We start from the raw sequence: 18,957 nt of genomic DNA, 5'->3' as shown, positions 1-18,957 counted from the left end.
CGCCTGCCGCGGGCTTCCGTCCTCCTGCCGGAGGCCGGGTCACTTTTCTTTGCTTGCCCACGCACGCGCAGGAGCGCGTGTGAACGGCGAAGCCGGCCCGAAGGGCGGAGGGCAGGATGCCCGGAGTAAAGAAAAGTAACCAAAAGAAAGGGCCCCCCGGATGACGCGCCTTGCGGGCCTACGGCCCTCCAGGTGCGCGGTCGGGTTACGGGGTTTTTCGACAGGACATCCCTGTCCTGTCGAAAAACTGGCCGCATCCATGCGGCCACCCTTCGGGCTTTCCTCCACCCGCCCGCCGCGTCATACGGGGACCCCAGGGGCAAGAGCAACATCAAGAGCCAGACAACGCTCGTCGTTGCCGGGCGGCCGCCTGTTGTAGGAGCGCACCCTGTGCGCGACCACCTAACGAAGCGATACACCCCAGCGCTGCGGTCGCGCACAAGGTGCGCTCCTACAAGGGAGACGCACGCCTGTGGATGGCGAATCGATGCTGCTGGTCGGCTCTTTGTGGGAGCGCACCCTGTGCGCGACAAACCTACGAAGCGATACACCCACGCGTGACGATCGCGCACAGGGTGCGCTCCCACAGACAAGCCGGCACGCTGGCGATCACGGGCTAGCCATGCGCACACCGCGACCGCGGCGAAACACCTGAATCCTTCGATATCCCTAACCAAGAAGACGTCCAAACGTGCGCCATCGCACGATCTAAACGAGCCATCGCAAAGGCAATTTCTTGCTGATCAACGATTACCTCATCGCGATAGACGCTCGCATGTCAACCAGCGCAAGCCATCGCAGCTTCAACTGACACGCAAGCCCTTGCGACGTCTCCCCGCTGTCATCTAATCGGAAATTCCTGTCGCAAAAGCGCCAAGGGTCCGTCATCTGTGCGGACCAGACTCGCCGCCGGCTGGGGCCGTCTAACGTTGCGAACAGGCGCCAGCCAATCAGGGGGAACACCGGCGCAGCCTTCGTTCAGAAGCTGCTGGAGATCGAAGTCATGTCCATGACGCACGTTCGCAAGCGGCTGTTGCCGTTTGTCATTGGTACGCTTTCCGTCGGCCTTGCCGGCGTGGTGAGCGCCCAGAGCAACTCCACCGATCAGAATGCTGTTTCGACCAGTCAGGCTCCCGCCACTGGCGTCACCGTGCTGCACCGGCCGGGCGGCGACGACAGCAACGACGATCGCACCAATACACCGATCAAGCACGTGATCCTGCTGATCGGCGAAAACCGCACGTTTGACCATGTGTACGCCACGTACACGCCGCCGAAGGGTCAGAGCGTGCACAACCTGCTGTCCGAGGGCATCGTCAATGCCGACGGCACGCCGGGTCCGAATGTCGCCGCTGCCAGGCAGTGGCAGGCCAGCAGCACCGGCAAGTTTGCGCTGGCGCCCAAGCACACCACGGCGTACAGCACGCTGCCGGCCATGAATACCGGTGGTGCCCCCACGCAGGCACCGTTCGCTTCGGCGGCGCAGGCGCAGGCGATCGAGCCGGCGCTGCCGTCCGACGCATACGGCGAACTTGCAGCCGGCGGCACCGGCCTGCCCAACGATGTGGTCGACACGCGCTTCCCGTCGCAACTGGCCAACGCGCCCGTCGATATGCATGCATCGCTTAGCTACGACGACTACGCCAACAGCCCCGTGCATCGCTTCTTCCAGATGTGGCAGCAGATGGATTGCGATGTCCATGCAGGCACTGCGAAGAATCCCAGTGGCTGCCGCATGGACCTGTTTCCCTGGGTCGAAACCACGATCGGCGCCGGCACCAATGGCAAGACGCAGCCGGCCGGGTTCGACGACCAGACCACGGCTGAAGGCTCCACCGCGATGCAGTTCCTCAACATCGCCAAGGGTGACGCGCCCTACTTCGCCGAGCTCGCCCGCACCTATACGCTGAGCGACAACTTCCACCAGTCGGTGATGGGCGGCACGGGCGCCAACCACATCATGCTGGGCTTCGGTGACCTGATCTATTACGCCGATGGCAATGGCGATCCGGCCACGCCGCCGTCGAACCAGATCGAGAATCCGGACGCGCAAGCGGGCACCAACAACTGGTACGTGCAGGACGGCTACAGCGGCGGCTCCTACGTGAACTGCGCGGACGATACGCAGCCTGGCGTGGGCGTCGTGAAGGACTATCTGAAGTCCCTGCCCTATCGCACCTTCCACGGCACCGATTGCAAGAAGAACGCCTACTATCTGGTGAACAACTACAACCCGGGCTACCTCGGAGACGGCACGCCGGCACCGCTGGGCGCGCAGCAGTTCACCATCCCGCCGACGCGCCAGGACAACCTCGCGCTGTTGCTGAATCGCCATCACGTGTCATGGAAGTACTACGGCGAAGGCTATGCCGGCGGCAAGGAGAACGGCGAAGCAGGCACCTTCTGCAATATCTGCGATCCGTTCCTGTACTCCACGCAGGTCATGACCAATCCTAAGCTGCGTGCGAACAACCAGGACATCACCGACCTCTACAACGACATCCAGAACGATACGTTGCCGGCCGTTTCCATCGCCAAGCCGGACGGCATCCTGGACGGCCACCCGGCGTCATCCAAGCTGGATCTGTTCGAAGGTTACGTGAAGAAGATCGTCGAGATGGCCAAGGCCAACCCGAAGGTGTGGAACGACACGGTGATCATGGTGACCTTCGACGAAGGCGGCGGTTACTACGATTCGGGCTATGTGCAGCCGATCGACTTCTTCGGCGACGGCACGCGCATCCCGATGCTGGTGATCTCGCGCTACTCCGAAGGCGGCCGCGTCGTGCACACGTACTACGACCACGTTTCCTTCGACAAATTCGTCGAAGCGAACTGGGGCCTGCGCGACACCATCTCCCACCGCAGTCGCGACAACCTGCCCAACCCGGTGTCGCTGCCCAACAACCCGTATGTGCCACTTAACGCACCGGCCATCGGCAATTTGATGAACATGTTCTCGTTCGGCAGCGATGGCCGTGGCCACGGCTACGCAGCAGCTGAAACACAGGACTGATGCAATAGCACGGACCGGACCCTGCCCGCGAAAGCGGGTGGGGTCTTTCTTGCGTTGGAGGTACTGCCGACCATGAATCCTTCAAGTTCCGCCACAGACGGCCGTCGCGGTCACGCGGTGTCGCGCATCGTCGCGATCCTGGTGTTGCTGGGTGCGGCGTTCATCGGCGAACCGGGCCATGCCGACCCCGGCGACTTTCAGGCGATGCCGGGACTTTGGAAGATCACCACCCGGATCTTCGATCACGGCAAGCAAGGCGAGCCACAGGTGACCTGGCATTGCGTCGATGAAGGTCCGGATCCTTGGGCAGAATTTGCGCAGTTACCCGTGCCTGGTTATGGCCAATGCGAACGCATCGACCAGCATCGCAGCAGTACGGCGCTCAGTTGGTCCTTGCAGTGTTCGCGTTTGACCGATGCTGCGCGAGGGCGGGTGAAGTTTGACTCCGCGGAGCACTACACGGCGAGCGTGAGTATTGGCGGGAAGGATGCAGTGCAGGTCGAGGGAGTCAGGGTGGCGGCGTGTACGAGTCCGAAGGATTGATCTCACCTCGGCGCCGCATGACTGGCGTTCTTCTGTGGGAGCGCACCCTGTGCGCGACAACCTACGGAGCGGTACACCGCAGCGTGGCGGTCGCGCACAGGGTGCGCTCCCACGGGTGAGCAGCTTTGCCGCTCACCCCAACGCCGTCTGCGCCTTCAACGCCCGCTTCGCCGCCCGCTTGACCCGGCGCGCCTCCTTGCGAATCTTGCGGTCGTAATTCCACAAGTAGATCGCCGGCGTGCTGAGCAGCGTCAACAGCTGCGATACCAGCAACCCGCCCACGATGGCGACGCCCAGCGGCTGGCGCATTTCCGAACCCACGCCGAAACCAATGGCCAGCGGCAAGGCCGCGCCCATCGCCACCAGCGTCGTCATGGTGATCGGGCGGAACCGCACGAGTGCGGCTTCCTTGATCGCGTCGGGCGGCGACAAACCGCGTTCGCGCTGTGCAACGAGCGCAAAGTCCACCATCAGGATCGCATTCTTCTTCACGATGCCGATCAACATCAGGATCGCGATGATCGCCATCAAGGTGAGCTGCGTCTGCGTGACCAGCATCGCCAGGAAGGCGCCTGCGCCGGCGGCCGGCAGCGTGGACAGAATCGTCAGTGGATGTCCAAGGCTCTCGTAGAGGATGCCCAGCACGATATACATGGCGATGATCGCGCCGATCAGCAGCACCATGCCGTTGCTCTTGGCCTGCTGCAGTCGCTGGTTCTGGCCGGTCCACTCGATACGCACGCCTTCGGGCAGGCCCACGATGATGCCTGCGTTTTCCACCAGTCGTGTGCCCACATCCTGGGTGACATCCTTGGCCAGGTTGTAGTTGATGGTGGAGGCTTCGAGCTGGTTGTGATGGCGGATGCGCGTCGGGCTCATATTGGGCTCGATATGCGAAATCGCCGAGAGTGGAATCATTTCACCTTGGGCGTTGCGCACGCGCACATTGAGCAGCGCCTCGGGGCTCAGCGATGTCGCCGAACTCGAGGTGAGCACCACCCAGTACTGGTTGATGTCCGAATAGATCACCGACACCTGGCGCTGACCGAAGGAGTTGAGCAGCGCCGTATCCACATCGCCCATGGTCACGCCCAGGCGTCCGGCGGCGTTGCGGTCCACCTTCAACTGCTGCTGCTTGCCGACCAGGTCGAAGTTGCTGCCGACATCGCGGAACTCCTTGGTCTTGCGCATCTGCTGGACCATCTTCAGCGTCCACGGCTGCAAGTCTTCGCCGTTGCTGCCGATCAGCTGGAATTCGTAGGCGCCGCCCTTGTCGCCACTGCCGCCGCCGCCGAGGAACTGCACCAGGCTCAACGAGACGCGGATGCCAGGCAGCGCGTCGTACTGCTTGGACAGGCGTTCCATCACCACCTTGGCGCTGTCGTGGCGATCGTTCGGGCCGCTGCCCTTGGTCTTCAGGTCGACGAACATGGTGCCCGCATTGCCCACGGCGCCAGTGCCGTCGTTGCCGCCCAGCGTGGTGAGCACATCGAGCACGGCCGGGTCGGCCTTCATGATGTCGGCGGCCTTCTGTGCCTGCGTGGCCATCAGCGTGGGCGAGATATTGGCATCGGCGCGGATATCGCCCTGCAGCATGCCGATGTCTTCTTCGGGCATGAAGTTGCCGCCTGCGGTCGCCACCACAGCCCAGCCGAGCACGAAGGTAGCAATCAGCAGAGCCAGGGGCTGCCAGCGCATCACACGGCGATGATGCATGGCCCAGTCGAGCGAGCGTTCGTAGACGCGATGGAGGCCTTTGTCGAAGCGCTCCAACGCCCGCTCCATGCGACCGGGTGTGCGCTCGCCGGGTTCTTCATGCTTGAGCAATTTGCCGCATAGCGCCGGCGTGAGCGTGAGCGAGACCAGGGCGGAGATCACCACCGCGGCCGTCAATGTCACCGAGAACTCGCGCAGCAGCATGATCAGCATGTTGTTGCCGAACAGCAGTGGCGCAAACACCGCCACCAGCGACAGCGTGATCGAGACCACCGTGAAACCGATTTCGCGCACGCCGATCAAGGCGGCCTGCAACGGCGCTTCGCCCTTCTCCATGTGGCGCACGATGTTCTCGATCACCACGATGGCGTCGTCGACCACGAAGCCGATGCACAGCACCAGCGCCACCAGCGACAGCGTATTGAGCGTATAGCCCAGCGCCAGCATCACCACGAAGGCGCCGGCGAGCGAGAGCGGCACGCTCAGCGAGGCGATCAGCGTGGGCCGCATGCGGCGCAGGAACACCAGCATCACCAGCACCACCATCACGATACTGATCAGCAGGGCGACCTGGACTTCATGCAGCGCCGACTTGGTGGTGGTGGTGAGATCGAAGATCGGCGTGATCTGCACGTCTGCCGGCATCCACTGGCGGAACTCCGGCAGGCGTCGGCGGATCTCGTCCACCGTTTCCACCGCGTTCGCTTCGGGGCGCTTGCTGATCTGCATCGCCACGGTCGACTGGGCGTTGAACCAGGCGCCTTGGTAGATATCCTGTTGGCCGCTGGTCACCTTGGCCACGTCGGAAAGGCGCACGGGCGAGCCATTCCTGGAGGCTATGAGCACGCTGGCGAAATCCGACGCCTCGCTCAGGCCGTCGTTGGCCGTCACCGTCATCTGGGTACGGCCATCGGTGAGGATGCCTTGCGGCGACGTCACGTTCGCCGCGATCAGGGCGTTGCGCACGTCATTGGCGGTGAGATTCTTCGCGGCCAGCGCGTTGATATCCAGCTCCACGCGCACCGCGTGCGGTGTGCCGCCGAATACCTGCACCTGCGCCACGCCGGGAATCTGCGCCACCGCGGGTTTGAGCAAGGTATCGGTGAGGTCGTACAGCTTGTCCTGCGGCAGTCCGGTCGAGGTCAGCGAGACCAGCAGGATGGGGATCTGCGAGGTGTCGAACTTGAAATACTGCGGTGGGTTGGGCAGTGCCGGCAGATCGGCCTGGGCCGCGTTGATCGCTGCCTGGACGTCGCGCGCCGCCTTGTCGGCGGTGCGATCAAAAGTAAAACGCACCTGGATCGACGCCGAGCCCTCCGACGCATTGCCGTACATGTCGTCGATGCCCGGGATCCGCCCGATATGGCGCTCCAGCGGCGCCAGCACGGTGGACGCCATGGTCTGCGCACTCGCCCCCGGCATCGAGGCAACGATATACACGCCGGGAAATTCCAGCGACGGCAGAGCGGCCACGCCGAGCAGGCGATACGCGAACGCACCCGCAAGCAGCAGGCCAAGCGCCAGCAGCGACGTGCCCACGGGGCGACGGATCAGGGGGGCGAAGATATTCACTCAGGTTTCCATACCGGTTAGGGCGCGCGACGTCACACAGGCAGACCATCAGCGAGGGCGTACGTTCACGTAAGCAAGGCAAAGAGCCCGCACATAGTGCCATTTATGCCTGTCTTGACGGCATGGGCGAATGTGCCTGAAGTCGGTCCGTGCCGGAAGGCAGGGGTGGGGTGGGTTAGTTGTGACGGGGTTTTGGGGGGATTTGGGTGGGGTTGAGGGGCCGCTTTTTGTTCGTTATCCCGGCGCAGGTCGGGACCCTGCTTTTGATCGTCATTCCTGCACAAGCAGGAGGCGCTCCTCAACAGCCGAACGGCTGGTCATCCAGCTTTTGATCGTCATCCCGGCGCAGGCCGGGATCCAGAGCCTCGGTTTTTGATTGTCGCGTTACGGCCAGCGTGCCGCCTGCGCGGCGGGCGTTTCGAACGGCTGCCGCCGCTCGAGTCACTTTTCTTTTGCTGGCCCAAGAGATCCCACGGGAACAACCTCCGAGGGTACACAGCGGGTAGTTCAAAGCGCTGCGCAACGCGCCCGAATCGCTGAGGACTTAAAGCGGGGCCTCGCTGCGCATCGGCTTCTGGCACCCCGTCTTTCGTGTGCCACGCCTGCTTGTCTGTGGGAGCGCACCCTGTGCGCGACAGCCACGCTGGGGTGTGCCGCTCCGTAGGTTTGTCGCGCACAGGGTGTGCTCCCACAAAGAGCGATCGCGAGATTGAATTGTCGCTACAGCGTGCGAAACCCTTGTAGGAGCGCACTTGTGCGCGACCGCAGCGCTGGGGTGTACCTCTCCGTAGGCTGTTTGCGCACAGGGTGCGCTCCTACAAGAGAGCGGCCCAGCAGCGTCGGACGGCTTTTGATGCGGCTCTGGACCTTCGGGGTCCCCGTATGACGCGGCGGGCGGGTGGAGGAAAGCCCGCAGGGTGGCCGCAGGGATGCCGGCCAGTTTTTCGCCAGGGCAGGATGCCCTGTCGAAAAGCCCCGCAACCCACCCGCGCACCTGGAGGGCCGAAGGCCCGGAAGGCGCGTCATCAGGGGGCCTTATTCTTTTGGTTACTTTTCTTTGGGCAAGCAAAGAAAAGTAACTCGGGCCGCGGCAGCGGCACGAAAGCGCCCGCGGCAGGCGAGCCAGATCGCGGGATCGCGACAACCGAAGCCAATAGAAAATCGGCCTCACCCCAACGCCGTCTGCGCCTTCAACGCCCGCTTCGCCGCACGCTTGGCCCGCCGAGCCTCCTTGTGCAGCTTCCGGTCGTAGTTCCACAGATAAATCGCCGGTGTGCTGAGCAAGGTCAGCAGCTGCGACACCAGCAACCCACCCACGATAGCCACGCCCAGCGGCTGCCGCAGTTCGGAGCCGATGCCGAAGCCCACTGCAAGTGGCAGGGCGGCGCCCATGGCGACCAGGGTGGTCATGGTGATGGGACGGAAACGTACCAGCGCCGCTTCGCGAATCGCATCCGGTGGCGACATGCCGTGCTCGCGTTGCGCCACCAGGGCGAAGTCGACCATCAGGATGGCGTTTTTCTTCACGATGCCGATCAGCATCAGGATCGCGATGATCGCCATCAGCGACATCGAGGTGCCGGTGACCAGCAGCGCCAGGAAGGCTCCCGCGCCTGCGGCCGGCAGGGTGGAAAGAATGGTCAGCGGGTGGCCCAGGCTTTCGTACAAAATGCCCAGCACGATATACATCGCCAGGATCGAACCGAGCAGCAGCACGTTCGCGTTGGACTTGGTTTCCTGCAGGTTCTGCGCGTCGCCGGAATAGCCCAGCTGGATGCCCGGCGGCAGGCGCGCGTCGGATACGATCTGCTCGATGAGCGCCGTCGCCTTGTCCCGCGGCAGGCCCTGCTCGAGGTTGTAGTAGATCTGCGTTGCTTCGAGCTGGTTGGTATGGATGACCAGCGAGGGCTGCACCGCCTGTTCGATATGCGCCACGGCTGAGAGCGGCACCATGTTGCCGGTGTCGCTGCGCACATAAGTGTTGAGCAGCGTGTCGGGGCTGAGCGAGCGCTCGGCAGACGAGGTCAGCACCACCCAGTACTGGTTGATGTTGGAATAGATGATCGACACCTGGCGCTGGCCGAAGGCGTTGTAGAGCGCCGAATCGATATTGCCCATGCTCAGCTGCAGACGCCCCGCGGTCAGGCGGTCGACGGTGAGCATCTGCTGCTTGTCCACATCGTCGTAGTCGCTGCTGACATCGCGGAATTCTTTGTGCTTGCGCATCTCCTGGGTGACTTTATAAGCCCACGGCTGCAGATCCACGTTGTCGCTGCTGATCAGCTCGAAGCTTTCACTACCGCGGTTGGCGTTGTTGTTGTCGTTGAAGAAGCCGATGGAGTTGAGTGCCACATGCAGGTCGGGCAACTTTTCGTAGCTCTTGTTGAGTCGCGCGATGGTGTCCTTGATCGACTCGTTGCGCATGCCGACACCATGGCCGCGCGGCTTGAGGTCGACGAACATGGTCGCCTGGTTGCCCACCGCGCCGCCGGCATTATCGCTGCCCAGGAAGGTGGTGACGTCCAGCACCGCGGGGTCGGCCAGCATGATGGCGGCCGCCTTCTTCGCGCGTTCGGCCATCAGCGTGGGCGAGATGTTGATGTCCGCCTTCACGTCGCCCTGGATCATGCCGATGTCTTCCTGGGGCATGAAATCGAAGCCGTAGAGTTTGACCACCGCCATCGCCATGCCGACGGTAAGGGTGAGCAGGATGAGCGGCTGCCATCGCATCAGGCGCCGGTGGCGCATGGCCCAGTCGAGTGCGGTCTGGTAGATGCGATGCAGCCAGCGGTCGAACCGTTCCAGCGCCCGTTCCATGCGATTGGGCTCGCGTCCCCCCGCATTTTCCAGCGTGAGATAGCGGCCGCATAGCGCGGGCGTCAGTGTGAGCGAGATGACGGCGGAGATCACCACCGCTGCCGTCAAGGTGACCGAGAACTCGCGCAACAGCATGGTGAACTGGTTGTTGCCGAACAGCAGCGGCGCGAATACCGCGATCAGCGACAGCGTGATGGAGACCACGGTGAAGCCGATTTCTTTCACGCCATCCAGCGAGGCCTGCAATGGCGGCGAACCATGCTCCATGTGGCGCACGATGTTTTCGATCACCACGATGGCATCGTCCACCACGAAGCCGATGCACAACACCAGCGCCACCAGCGACAAGGTGTTGAGGGTGAAGCCCAGTATCCACATCACGGTGAAGGCGCCAGCCAGCGACAGCGGCACGCTCAACATGGCGATCAGAGTGGGGCCCACTCGTCGCAGGAATACCAGCATCACCAGCGCGACCAGCAAGACGCTGATCATCAGCGCCACTTCCACTTCGTGCAGTGCCGACTTGGTGGTCTGGGTCAGGTCAAAGATGGGCGTGATCTTCAGATCGGCCGGCAGCCATGCACGCATCTGGGGAAGCTTAGCCCGCACGGCGTCGGCAGTGGCGACGGCATTGGCTTCCGGGCGTTTGCTGATGCGCACCGCGACGGCGCGATGGTTGTTGAACCATGCCGCCTGATACTCATCCTGCTGGCCGGTGCTCACCTTGGCCACGTCGGACAGACGCACCTGCGAACCCTTCTGGATCGCGATCAGCAGCTTGCCGAATTCCTGTGGTGTGCTCAGCGCATCGGTAGCGGCGACCGTCATCTGCGTGTGGCCGTCGGTGAGCGCGCCTTGGGGCGAAGTTACATTCGCAGCGCGCAAGGCGTTCGCCACATCGTTCGCGGTCAGGCCCTTCGCTGCCAGCGCGCCCGTATCCAGTTCAACGCGTACCGCCTTCGGACGGCCGCCGATGACGCGGACCTGCGCCACGCCGGGAATCTGCGAGAGCGCCGGATTGATCAGCGTGTCTGCCAGATCGTAAAGCCTGTCCGGCGGCAGCGAATTGGAAGTCAGCGACAACAGCAACACCGGAATGTTGGCGGTGTTGAACTTGTAGTAGCGCGGCGGTATCGGGATGTTCGCCGGCAGGTCTGCCTGCGCTGCGTTGATCGCCGCCTGCACATCGCGCGCAAGCTTGTCGGTGTTGTTGCCGAAGTTGAAGATGATGCGCACCGAGGTCGAGCCGTCGTTGCTCTCCGAGTGCATTTCCTTGATGCCAGGGATGCGTCCGAGGTGACGCTCCAGCGGCGCAGCAACGGTCGACGCCATAGTCTGCGCATTGGCGCCTGGCAATTCCGTGTAAACCACCATGCCCGGGAATTCGAGCGAGGGCAGCGCAGCGACGCCGAGCAACAGATACGCCCAGAAGCCGGCCAGCGCGAGGCCAAACGCCAGCACCGAAGTGCCGATCGGACGGCGAATGAATGGTGCGAACAGATTCACGGTGTGCGTATCGTCGTCGGCAGCGCGCCCTCGTCCGCGCCCAGGACACGAGAGGCTTGGCACTCAGCCATCTCTGCCGCACGTTATGCGCGCAAACCCGCGAGGACGAATGTGCCGTAAGTGCGTATAGGCCAAGCGTCATGCCTTCGACGCCAGCGCGATTCACGCATTCGTCACTTCAGCGTGACGCAAGCCACTGCGCCGCGATGCAGGCCTCAGTCGGTCTGCAATTCCGCCACGAAGTCGTAGATGTCGCCGCGATACCACGAAGTGGTGAACTCCACCACGCGGCCATCGTCGAGAAAGCTGCGGCGTTCGATGTTGAGGCCGGCGCTGCCCGCCGGTACATGCAGCAGGCGGGCCTGCTGCGCGCCGAGCGATACCGCGCGAAGACGCTGCAAGGCACGACGCGGCCGGGCGCCCAGCGTTTCGAGGATCTCGTACAGAGAGTCCTGCACGATGGTCGGGTCCGGCAGGATGCTGGCCGGCACCACGCTGCGTTCGATCGCCAACGGCTCTTCCTTCGCGTAGCGCACGCGATGCAGGCGGGCCACCAGCACGCCCGGCGACAGATTGAGCGCCATCGATTCTTCCGGCGTCACTTCGCCAATGATGCGTTCGGAGAATTCCGAGCGCGGATTGAGCCCGCGTGCACGCAAGTCTTCAGTGAAGCTGGTGAGCCGCGACATCGGCTTGATGATGCGCTCGGCCACGAAGGTGCCGGCGCCGTGGCGCTGGTTGAGCAGACCTTCTTCGACCAGGCCAGAGATCGCCTTGCGCACGGTCACGCGCGACAGCTGCAGCAGGCGCGAAAGATCGCGCTCGCTCGGCAGTGCCTGGCCCGGTTCGATATCTCGGTGCTCGACCACGTTGCGAATGGCCCGGCGCAGGCGCAGATAGGCCAGCGGCTGGCTGGTGGCGGGGTCGCGGCTGAGCCGGCGGTATTCGTTGACGAGGGCGGTTTCCATACCGGAACGATACCAATGACCATACCAATCTGGCAATCGGTCGTTTTTTCGGGGCCTTGCGAGTGGTACCAATTTTGCTGGCGAATCCTTGCCCAGCGCAGCTTCCCGAGGTGTCTCAGGGGAACTGGTGTTGTCTGGTATGTCACTGGTACGATCAGCAGGCAATCGACGTGGTATGCATGCCACGCACCCGCTCCCCGCATCGCCTTGAGGTGACTGAAGTGACTGCTTCTCCCCAGCCGGTCGAGACTTTTGACCTGGTGATTTTCGGCGGCACCGGCGACCTTGCCCTGCGCAAGCTCCTGCCAGCGCTCTACCACCGCTACGTGGACGGCCAGATTCCCGACGCCAGCCGCATCATCGGCATCGCCCGTGAAGGCCTGGATGACGAGGGTTACCGCGACAACCTGCGCGCCGTGTTGAAGGACAACGGCAGCGGCAAGGTCGAAGACTTCCTCAGGCTGGTTGGCTATCGCTCACTGGACGCGCGCAAGGACGACGGCTGGGACGATTTTGCCAAGTTGATGGGCAACGACGCCGAGCGCATCCGCGTGTTCTACCTGTCCACCTCGCCGGATCTGTTCGTCGATATATGCAATCGACTGGGCAAGTACGACCTCAACAAGGGCAAGTCGCGCGTGGTGCTGGAAAAGCCCATCGGCCACGACTTGAAGAGCGCCAACCAGATCAACGACGACGTCGGCCGTTTCTTCGACGAGTCGCAGACCTTCCGCATCGATCACTACCTCGGCAAGGAGACGGTGCAGAACCTGCTGGCGTTGCGCTTCGGCAACGCGCTGTTCGAGCCGCTGTGGAACGCCGAACACATTGACCACGTGCAGATCACCGTGGCTGAAACCCTGGGCGTAGGCCAGCGCGCTGGTTACTACGACCACGCCGGCGCCCTGCGCGACATGGTGCAGAACCATATCCTGCAGCTGCTGTGCATGCTCGCCATGGAGCCGCCCTCCTCGCTGGCGCCTGACGCGGTGCGCGACGAGAAGCTCAAGGTGCTGCGTTCGCTCAAGCCGATTACCGAAGCCAATGCGGCCCAGCTCACCGTGCGCGGCCAGTACCGCGCAGGTTCGGCCGAAGGCCAGGCGGTGCCGGGTTATCTCGATGAGTTGAAGGACCACAAGTCCAACACCGAGACCTTCGTGGCAGTGAAGGCCGAGATCGCCAACTGGCGCTGGGCCGGCGTGCCGTTCTATTTGCGCACGGGCAAGCGCCTGCCGGAGCGCGTCTCCGAGATCACGGTGGTGTTCAAGGCCGTGCCGCATTCCATCTTCGATCCTTCCGCGGGCCCGCTGGTGCAGAACCGCCTGGTGTTGCGCCTGCAGCCGGACGAAGACATCAAGCTGTGGCTCACCATCAAGCATCCGGGACCGGGTGGCCTGCGCCTGCGTCACGTACCGATGGATATGAGCTTCGCCGAAGCGTTCGGCGTGCAGCAGCCCGACGCCTACGAGCGCCTGCTGCTCGATGTAGTGCGCGGCAATCCCACCCTGTTCATGCGACGCGATGAAGTCGAAGCGGCATGGCGCTGGGCCGATCCCATTCTTGCCGCGTGGGCAGACAGCGGCGAGGCGCCGCGTCCTTACACGTCGGGCACCTGGGGCCCGAGCGCGGCCGTGGCGCTGATCGAGCGCGATGGCCGCACTTGGTACGAGGACGGTGAGTAATCCGGCGCTTCACTTGGCTGCCCGCAATGCACAGGCGCCTCACCTGTGCATCGCGGATCGGTTTTTAGACTGCTCGTCCGTCTCTTCTTTTCGGCACGCGTGTGTTCCCGCGAAGCCCGCTTCCTTCATCGATCATGCCTGACACCCTCGACGTCACCACTCACAGTTTCACCGATTGCCACGCGCTGGCTAGCGCGCTGGCCGAACGCATCGCCGAGCGCTTGCGCGACGGTATCGCCGAACGCGGCCACGCGCTGCTTGCGGTGTCCGGCGGCAGCACGCCCCGGCACTTCTTCGAGAGGCTTTCGCGCCAGACGCTGGATTGGTCGAAGGTCAGCGTGACGCTGGTCGATGAGCGCTGGGTGCCCGAGAGCAGCGAGCGTTCCAACGCGGCCATGGTGAAGGCGATGCTGCTGCAACACGCGGCCAGCAGTGCGCAGTTCGTGCCGCTGTACACCGATGCGCCAACACCCGAGGCAGGCCTCGCTGCGGTGCGCGCACGCATGGCTTCGCTGGAATTGCCCTTCGATGCGGTGATCCTCGGCATGGGCAATGACGGCCACACGGCCTCGTTTTTCCCGGGCGGCGACCGCCTGCCCGAAGCACTGGACCTGAATAACGCCACGCGCGTGCTGCCGATGCGTGCGGGCGGCGCCGGCGAGCCGCGCATCACCTTCACGCTGTCCGCCCTGCTCGATACGCGCGCGCTGTATCTGCATATCGAAGGCGACGCCAAGCGCCAGCTGCTGACTGACGCGCGCCTTGGCCTTGGCGAGGCCGCGGATTTTCCTGTGCGCTCGGTGCTGACCCAGCAACGCGTGCCGGTCGCCGTTTACTGGTGCCCTTGAGGCACCACGGCGCTACCCGATGAATCGACGCGCTGGTCAGCGCGCCGCCTGATGCCTCCGGAGTTTGAAATGAGTGTGCTGCACCCCGTTCTTGTCGAAGTCACCGAACGCCTGCGCGAGCGCAGTCGCGAATCGCGCGCCGAGTACCTGCGTCGCATCGATGCGGCGCGCGGCAACGGCGTGCATCGCGAACGGCTGTCGTGCGGCAACCTGGCCCACGGCTTTGCCGCCTGCGGGAGCACCGACAAGGAGCGCCTGCGCGAAGGCCATACGCCCAATCTGGCCATCGTCAATTCGTATAACGACATGCTCTCGGCGCATCAGCCGTATGAGCGTTATCCGGAGCTGATCCGCAACGTGGCGCGCGAAGCGGGCATCACCGCGCAGATGGCCGGCGGCGTCCCGGCGATGTGCGATGGCATCACCCAGGGCCGCGCAGGCATGGAGATGTCGCTGTTCTCGCGCGACCTGATCGCCATGGCCACGGCGATCTCGCTTTCGCACGACATGTTCGACGGCGCGATGTACCTGGGCATCTGCGACAAGATCGTGCCCGGCCTGTTGATCGGTGCGCTGAGCTTTGGCCATCTGCCCGGTATTTTCGTGCCGAGCGGACCGATGCCGAGCGGCATCAGCAACGAGCAGAAATCGAAAGTGCGCCAGGCTTACGCCGAGGGCAAGGCCACCAAGGCAGAGCTGCTGGAAGCCGAAGCGGCCTCGTATCACGCGGCCGGCACCTGCACCTTCTACGGCACCGCCAACTCCAACCAGATGCTGATGGAGATCATGGGCCTGCATTTGCCGGGCTCCAGCTTCGTCGCCCCGGAAACGCCGCTGCGCGACGCGCTCACGCGCGAAGCCGTGCATCGCGTGGCCGAGTTGAGCGCGCCGGGTTCCTCGTATCTGCCGCTGGGTCACATCATCGATGAGCGCGCGATCCTCAACGGCGTGATCGGCCTGCATGCCACCGGCGGTTCGACCAATCATCTGCTGCACCTGGTCGCCATCGCACGTGCGGCGGGCATTGAGCTGCGCTGGGATGATTTCGACGCGCTGTCCTCGGTGATCCCGCTGCTGGCACGCGTCTATCCGAACGGCTACGCCGACGTGAACCAGTTCCACGAAGCCGGCGGCATGGCCTTCCTGATCGACCAGCTGCTGAGCCATGGCTTGTTGCACGCGGACGTGCGCACGGTGTTCGGCACCGGCATGGACGGCTATACGCAGGTGCCGCATCTGGACGAGCACGGCACACTGGCGTGGACGCCGGTCTCCAAGGAAAGCGGCAATCGCGGCGTGCTGCGTGGCGCGGACGAACCGTTCCGCGCCGACGGCGGCCTGCGCATGCTGACCGGCAATCTCGGCCGCGCGGTGATCAAGGTGTCCTCGGTGCCGGATGACCGCCTGGTCATCGAAGCGCCGGCCATCGTGTTCCACGACCAGGACGATGTGCGCAAGGCGTTCGAGCGCGGCGAACTCAATCGCGACTTCGTTGCCGTCGTGCGTTTCCAGGGCCCGCAGGCGAACGGCATGCCGGAACTGCACAAGCTCACGCCAACGCTGTCGGTGCTGCAGGATCGCGGTCATCGCATCGCCCTGCTGACCGACGGCCGCATGTCGGGTGCCTCGGGCCGCGTGCCGGCGGCGATCCACGTGACACCGGAAGCGCAGGACCAGGGCGCCATCGCGCGCATCCGCGACGGCGACATCGTGCGCCTTGATGCCGTGCATGGCTTGCTCGATGTGCTGGTGGATGCGGCCGAGTTCGCCGCGCGCGTGCCGGCCACGGCCGATCTGTCGGCGCATCAGTTCGGACTGGGTCGCGAACTGTTCGGCATGTTCCGTCGCAATGCCACCACGGCTGACCTCGGCGCGGGCGTGTTCTGATCTGCCATCCCAAACTTTCTTGCATTCACGGAACGCCATGAGCATCGAAAACAAGCAAAAGCAGGTCGAGTCCACGCTGCGTCTCGCGCCGGTGGTACCGGTGGTGATCATCGAAGACGCGCGCCATGCCGTACCCATGGCGCGCGCGCTGGTGGCGGGTGGGATTCCTGCGATTGAAGTCACCCTGCGCACGCCCGCCGCACTCGACGCGATCAAGGCGATCGCGAACGAAGTGGAAGGCGCCGTCGTGGGCGTGGGCACCGTGCTCAGCGCCAAGGATCTGCGTGCGGCGCACAAGGCCGGCGCGACCTTCGCGGTTTCGCCTGGCGTGTCGCCGGGTCTGCTGGACGCGGCGGATGACAGCGAGTTGCCGCTGCTGCCGGGCGCTGCCACGGCGAGCGAAGTGATGACCCTGCTTGAGCGCGGCTATCGTTTTCTGAAGCTGTTCCCGGCCGTGCCGGCCGGCGGCCACAAGCTGCTGGCCGCCTGGGCGAGTCCGCTGCCGCAAGTGAAGTTCTGTCCCACCGGCGGCATCAGCCTGAGCAGTGCGCACGATTTCCTTTCGCTGCCCAACGTGGTCTGCGTGGGCGGTTCGTGGCTCACCCCGGCCGACAAGCTGCACGGCGGCGACTGGGCCGGCATCGAAGCGCTGGCGCGCGAAGCGGCCGCCCTGCGCTGAACCATCGCGCGGCAGGAGCCGTTGGCGGCTCCTGCCACAACATGTCAAAGTGAACCCTTCACCGATCTCCGGGGGGAGTCTCGATGCGTGCAGCGGTTCTGGTTGGTGCGTTGCTGCTGGCAACGCTGGGGTTGGCCGTCTCCGGCCCGGCAAGCGCCGACGATGCATCGGCGGGTTGCCCGATTCGTCCGCTCACGATCGATATCGCCCGCCTGAAAGCGGCGGCGGGTGTGCAGTCCGTCGTGCTCGATCACGCCGCTGCCCGTGCCACTGTGATGTATGACAACGGCGACGTGTTGCGCGTGGCCAGCACGGGATGCTTGACATCGATGCTTTCCGCGCGCCTGTGGGTGGCTGGTGACGACGCGATGTCTGATGCGCTGTGGCTGGAGCGCGCACGCTCGGTGACGGAACTGGTGCTGGCGCCGGCGGCTTCCGCCGAGGTCAGCGCATCGCTGAAGGCCGATGCGCCGGTCAGCCATGTGGATGGCGGCATGAAGATCGACCGCGCGCTCGCCGACGGGGCCGGCTACTCGCTCACGGTAGTGCGTACGCCGCGCGACGGTCTGGGGGCATCCATGTCCCTGGTGTTCCGCCGCCTCTGACCGCACGGCGGCGCCCCGACGCCAAGGCGCGGGGCACCGTTCAGGCGATTACGGCGCCGGTGCCGGCGTCTTGTCGACGCAATCCTGCACCTGCTGGAAATACCAGGTGTCGTCTTCATCGAAGTTCGAGTAGTAGGTGGCCACGGTGTGGTCGCTTACCGGCTTGATATCCACCAGCGCGATGGTCGGACTGTTCTCGGTCTTGTGGATTTCGATGGTCGTGCCGGTATAGAGCACGTACGACTCCAGGTGCACCGGTTTGCTGGCCCAGGCGGCTGAGATGCATGAGGCGATGTCCGCCGCGCTGCCCGGGCCCGCATAAGAGGCCGTAGGCTTGGTGTTGCGCAGACTGCCCGAGCTGGCGCAACCGGCGAGCAGCGTGACCGTCAAGGCAAGGGCTACATGTCGTTTCATCAAACGTCTTCCATCGTTGGGTTGGGGCGCGTGCCCATGGTACGTGGGCCTACGCCGTGGCGCGCATTCATGTAGGAAACGTACGATCCCTGCGATCCGCTTACGCGGTCGTAACGGCGGGGGGTGTTGAATGCCGGCACCTGACGGAGGGATACACATGAACAAGCGCATTGGCAGCATCGGAGCAGTCTGCGTGGCCATTGGCCTGAGCTTGGTTTGCAGCACGGGCAGCGCGCAGGATCTGGGCAAACTCGGCGGCATGATTCCCGGCGGCGGCTCCATGACGTCCGGCAGCATGGGCAACGTGGCCGGCCTCCTTCAATACTGCATGAAGAACAATTTCCTTGGCGGCGATTCGGGCGCGGCGGGCATCCAGAACCAGCTGATGGGCAAGCTGGGCGGCGGTTCGAGTGCTCAGACGTCCAGCAGCAACACCGGTTCGAACCCCAGCGACATGCTCGGCCAGCTCACGGGCAGCAAGAAGAAGTCCTCGGACACCAGCGCCACGAGCACGGGCGCAACGAACGACCCGGGCTACCTCAGCGGCGCCAAGGGCATCCTGCAGGGCAGCAACGGCCAGAGCATGGACTTGAACAGCGTGGGTGGGGGCTCCAGTGATCTGAAATCGCAGATCACCACCAAGGTGTGCGACACCGTGCTCAAGCAGGGCAAGTCGTTCCTGAAGATGTAGACGCAAACCTGTT

Annotated in this window: 12 protein-coding genes; 8 read left to right on the top strand and 4 right to left on the bottom strand. The window is 64.1% G+C overall.

Translation table 11 applies throughout. The features are described 5' to 3' along the window. Positions 1-1,003 precede the first annotated feature (1,003 nt). Positions 1,004-3,016 (top strand): alkaline phosphatase family protein, encoded by a 2,013-nt coding sequence (locus AC1DMY_RS12580; protein ID WP_477165286.1) that lies wholly within the window; start codon positions 1,004-1,006, stop codon positions 3,014-3,016. A 117-nt stretch (positions 3,017-3,133) separates the two neighbouring features. Then, the gene (locus tag AC1DMY_RS12575) at positions 3,134-3,559 is read left to right on the top strand and encodes a DUF3617 domain-containing protein (RefSeq protein ID WP_477165285.1); all 426 of its coding nucleotides are present in this window, start codon (positions 3,134-3,136) and stop codon (positions 3,557-3,559) included. A gap of 132 nt (positions 3,560-3,691) precedes the next feature. On the opposite strand, the gene AC1DMY_RS12570 is transcribed toward AC1DMY_RS12575, so the two are convergent. The 3 genes from AC1DMY_RS12570 to AC1DMY_RS12560 all read right to left on the bottom strand — a co-directional run bounded on the left by AC1DMY_RS12570 (position 3,692) and on the right by AC1DMY_RS12560 (position 12,138). Continuing rightward, positions 3,692-6,847, bottom strand: coding sequence for an efflux RND transporter permease subunit (locus tag AC1DMY_RS12570; protein WP_477165284.1), 3,156 nt, complete (start codon positions 6,845-6,847; stop codon positions 3,692-3,694). A 1,167-nt stretch (positions 6,848-8,014) separates the two neighbouring features. Continuing rightward, a complete protein-coding gene (locus AC1DMY_RS12565) occupies positions 8,015-11,170 on the bottom strand; it encodes an efflux RND transporter permease subunit (protein WP_477165283.1) in 3,156 nt (1,051 codons plus the stop codon). 215 nt (positions 11,171-11,385) lie between these two features. Next, positions 11,386-12,138, bottom strand: a complete 753-nt coding sequence (locus tag AC1DMY_RS12560) for a GntR family transcriptional regulator (protein WP_121883188.1) — start codon at positions 12,136-12,138, stop codon at positions 11,386-11,388. A 221-nt stretch (positions 12,139-12,359) separates the two neighbouring features. On the opposite strand from AC1DMY_RS12560, the gene zwf reads away from it, so the two are divergent. The 5 genes from zwf (at position 12,360) to AC1DMY_RS12535 (ending at position 17,839) form a co-directional block, all read left to right on the top strand. Then, positions 12,360-13,820, top strand: a complete 1,461-nt coding sequence (zwf, locus tag AC1DMY_RS12555) for a glucose-6-phosphate dehydrogenase (protein ID WP_477165282.1) — start codon at positions 12,360-12,362, stop codon at positions 13,818-13,820. Positions 13,821-13,954: 134 nt separating this feature from the next. Next, positions 13,955-14,668 carry a 6-phosphogluconolactonase gene (gene pgl, locus AC1DMY_RS12550; protein ID WP_477165281.1) on the top strand — a complete coding sequence of 238 codons (714 nt, stop codon included), beginning with the start codon at positions 13,955-13,957 and terminating at the stop codon, positions 14,666-14,668. 69 nt (positions 14,669-14,737) lie between these two features. Then, on the top strand, positions 14,738-16,555 hold the full coding sequence (gene edd, locus AC1DMY_RS12545) for a phosphogluconate dehydratase (RefSeq protein ID WP_477165280.1): 1,818 nt from the start codon (positions 14,738-14,740) through the stop codon (positions 16,553-16,555). 37 nt (positions 16,556-16,592) lie between these two features. Next, positions 16,593-17,234 carry a bifunctional 4-hydroxy-2-oxoglutarate aldolase/2-dehydro-3-deoxy-phosphogluconate aldolase gene (gene eda / locus AC1DMY_RS12540; RefSeq protein ID WP_477165279.1) on the top strand — a complete coding sequence of 214 codons (642 nt, stop codon included), beginning with the start codon at positions 16,593-16,595 and terminating at the stop codon, positions 17,232-17,234. Between the two features lie 83 nt (positions 17,235-17,317). Next, positions 17,318-17,839 carry a hypothetical protein gene (locus tag AC1DMY_RS12535; protein WP_477165278.1) on the top strand — a complete coding sequence of 174 codons (522 nt, stop codon included), beginning with the start codon at positions 17,318-17,320 and terminating at the stop codon, positions 17,837-17,839. A gap of 48 nt (positions 17,840-17,887) precedes the next feature. On the opposite strand, the gene AC1DMY_RS12530 is transcribed toward AC1DMY_RS12535, so the two are convergent. Next, positions 17,888-18,253 carry a hypothetical protein gene (locus tag AC1DMY_RS12530; RefSeq protein ID WP_477165277.1) on the bottom strand — a complete coding sequence of 122 codons (366 nt, stop codon included), beginning with the start codon at positions 18,251-18,253 and terminating at the stop codon, positions 17,888-17,890. A gap of 157 nt (positions 18,254-18,410) precedes the next feature. On the opposite strand from AC1DMY_RS12530, the gene AC1DMY_RS12525 reads away from it, so the two are divergent. Further along, positions 18,411-18,944: a DUF2501 domain-containing protein gene (locus AC1DMY_RS12525; protein ID WP_477165276.1), complete on the top strand. Its 534-nt coding sequence runs from the start codon at positions 18,411-18,413 to the stop codon at positions 18,942-18,944. Positions 18,945-18,957 lie beyond the last annotated feature (13 nt).

This window comes from Dyella sp. 01L423 (assembly GCF_056399945.1).
The sequence above is the reverse complement of the archived record's forward strand: the minus strand, read 5'-3'. Positions and strand labels throughout refer to the sequence as shown.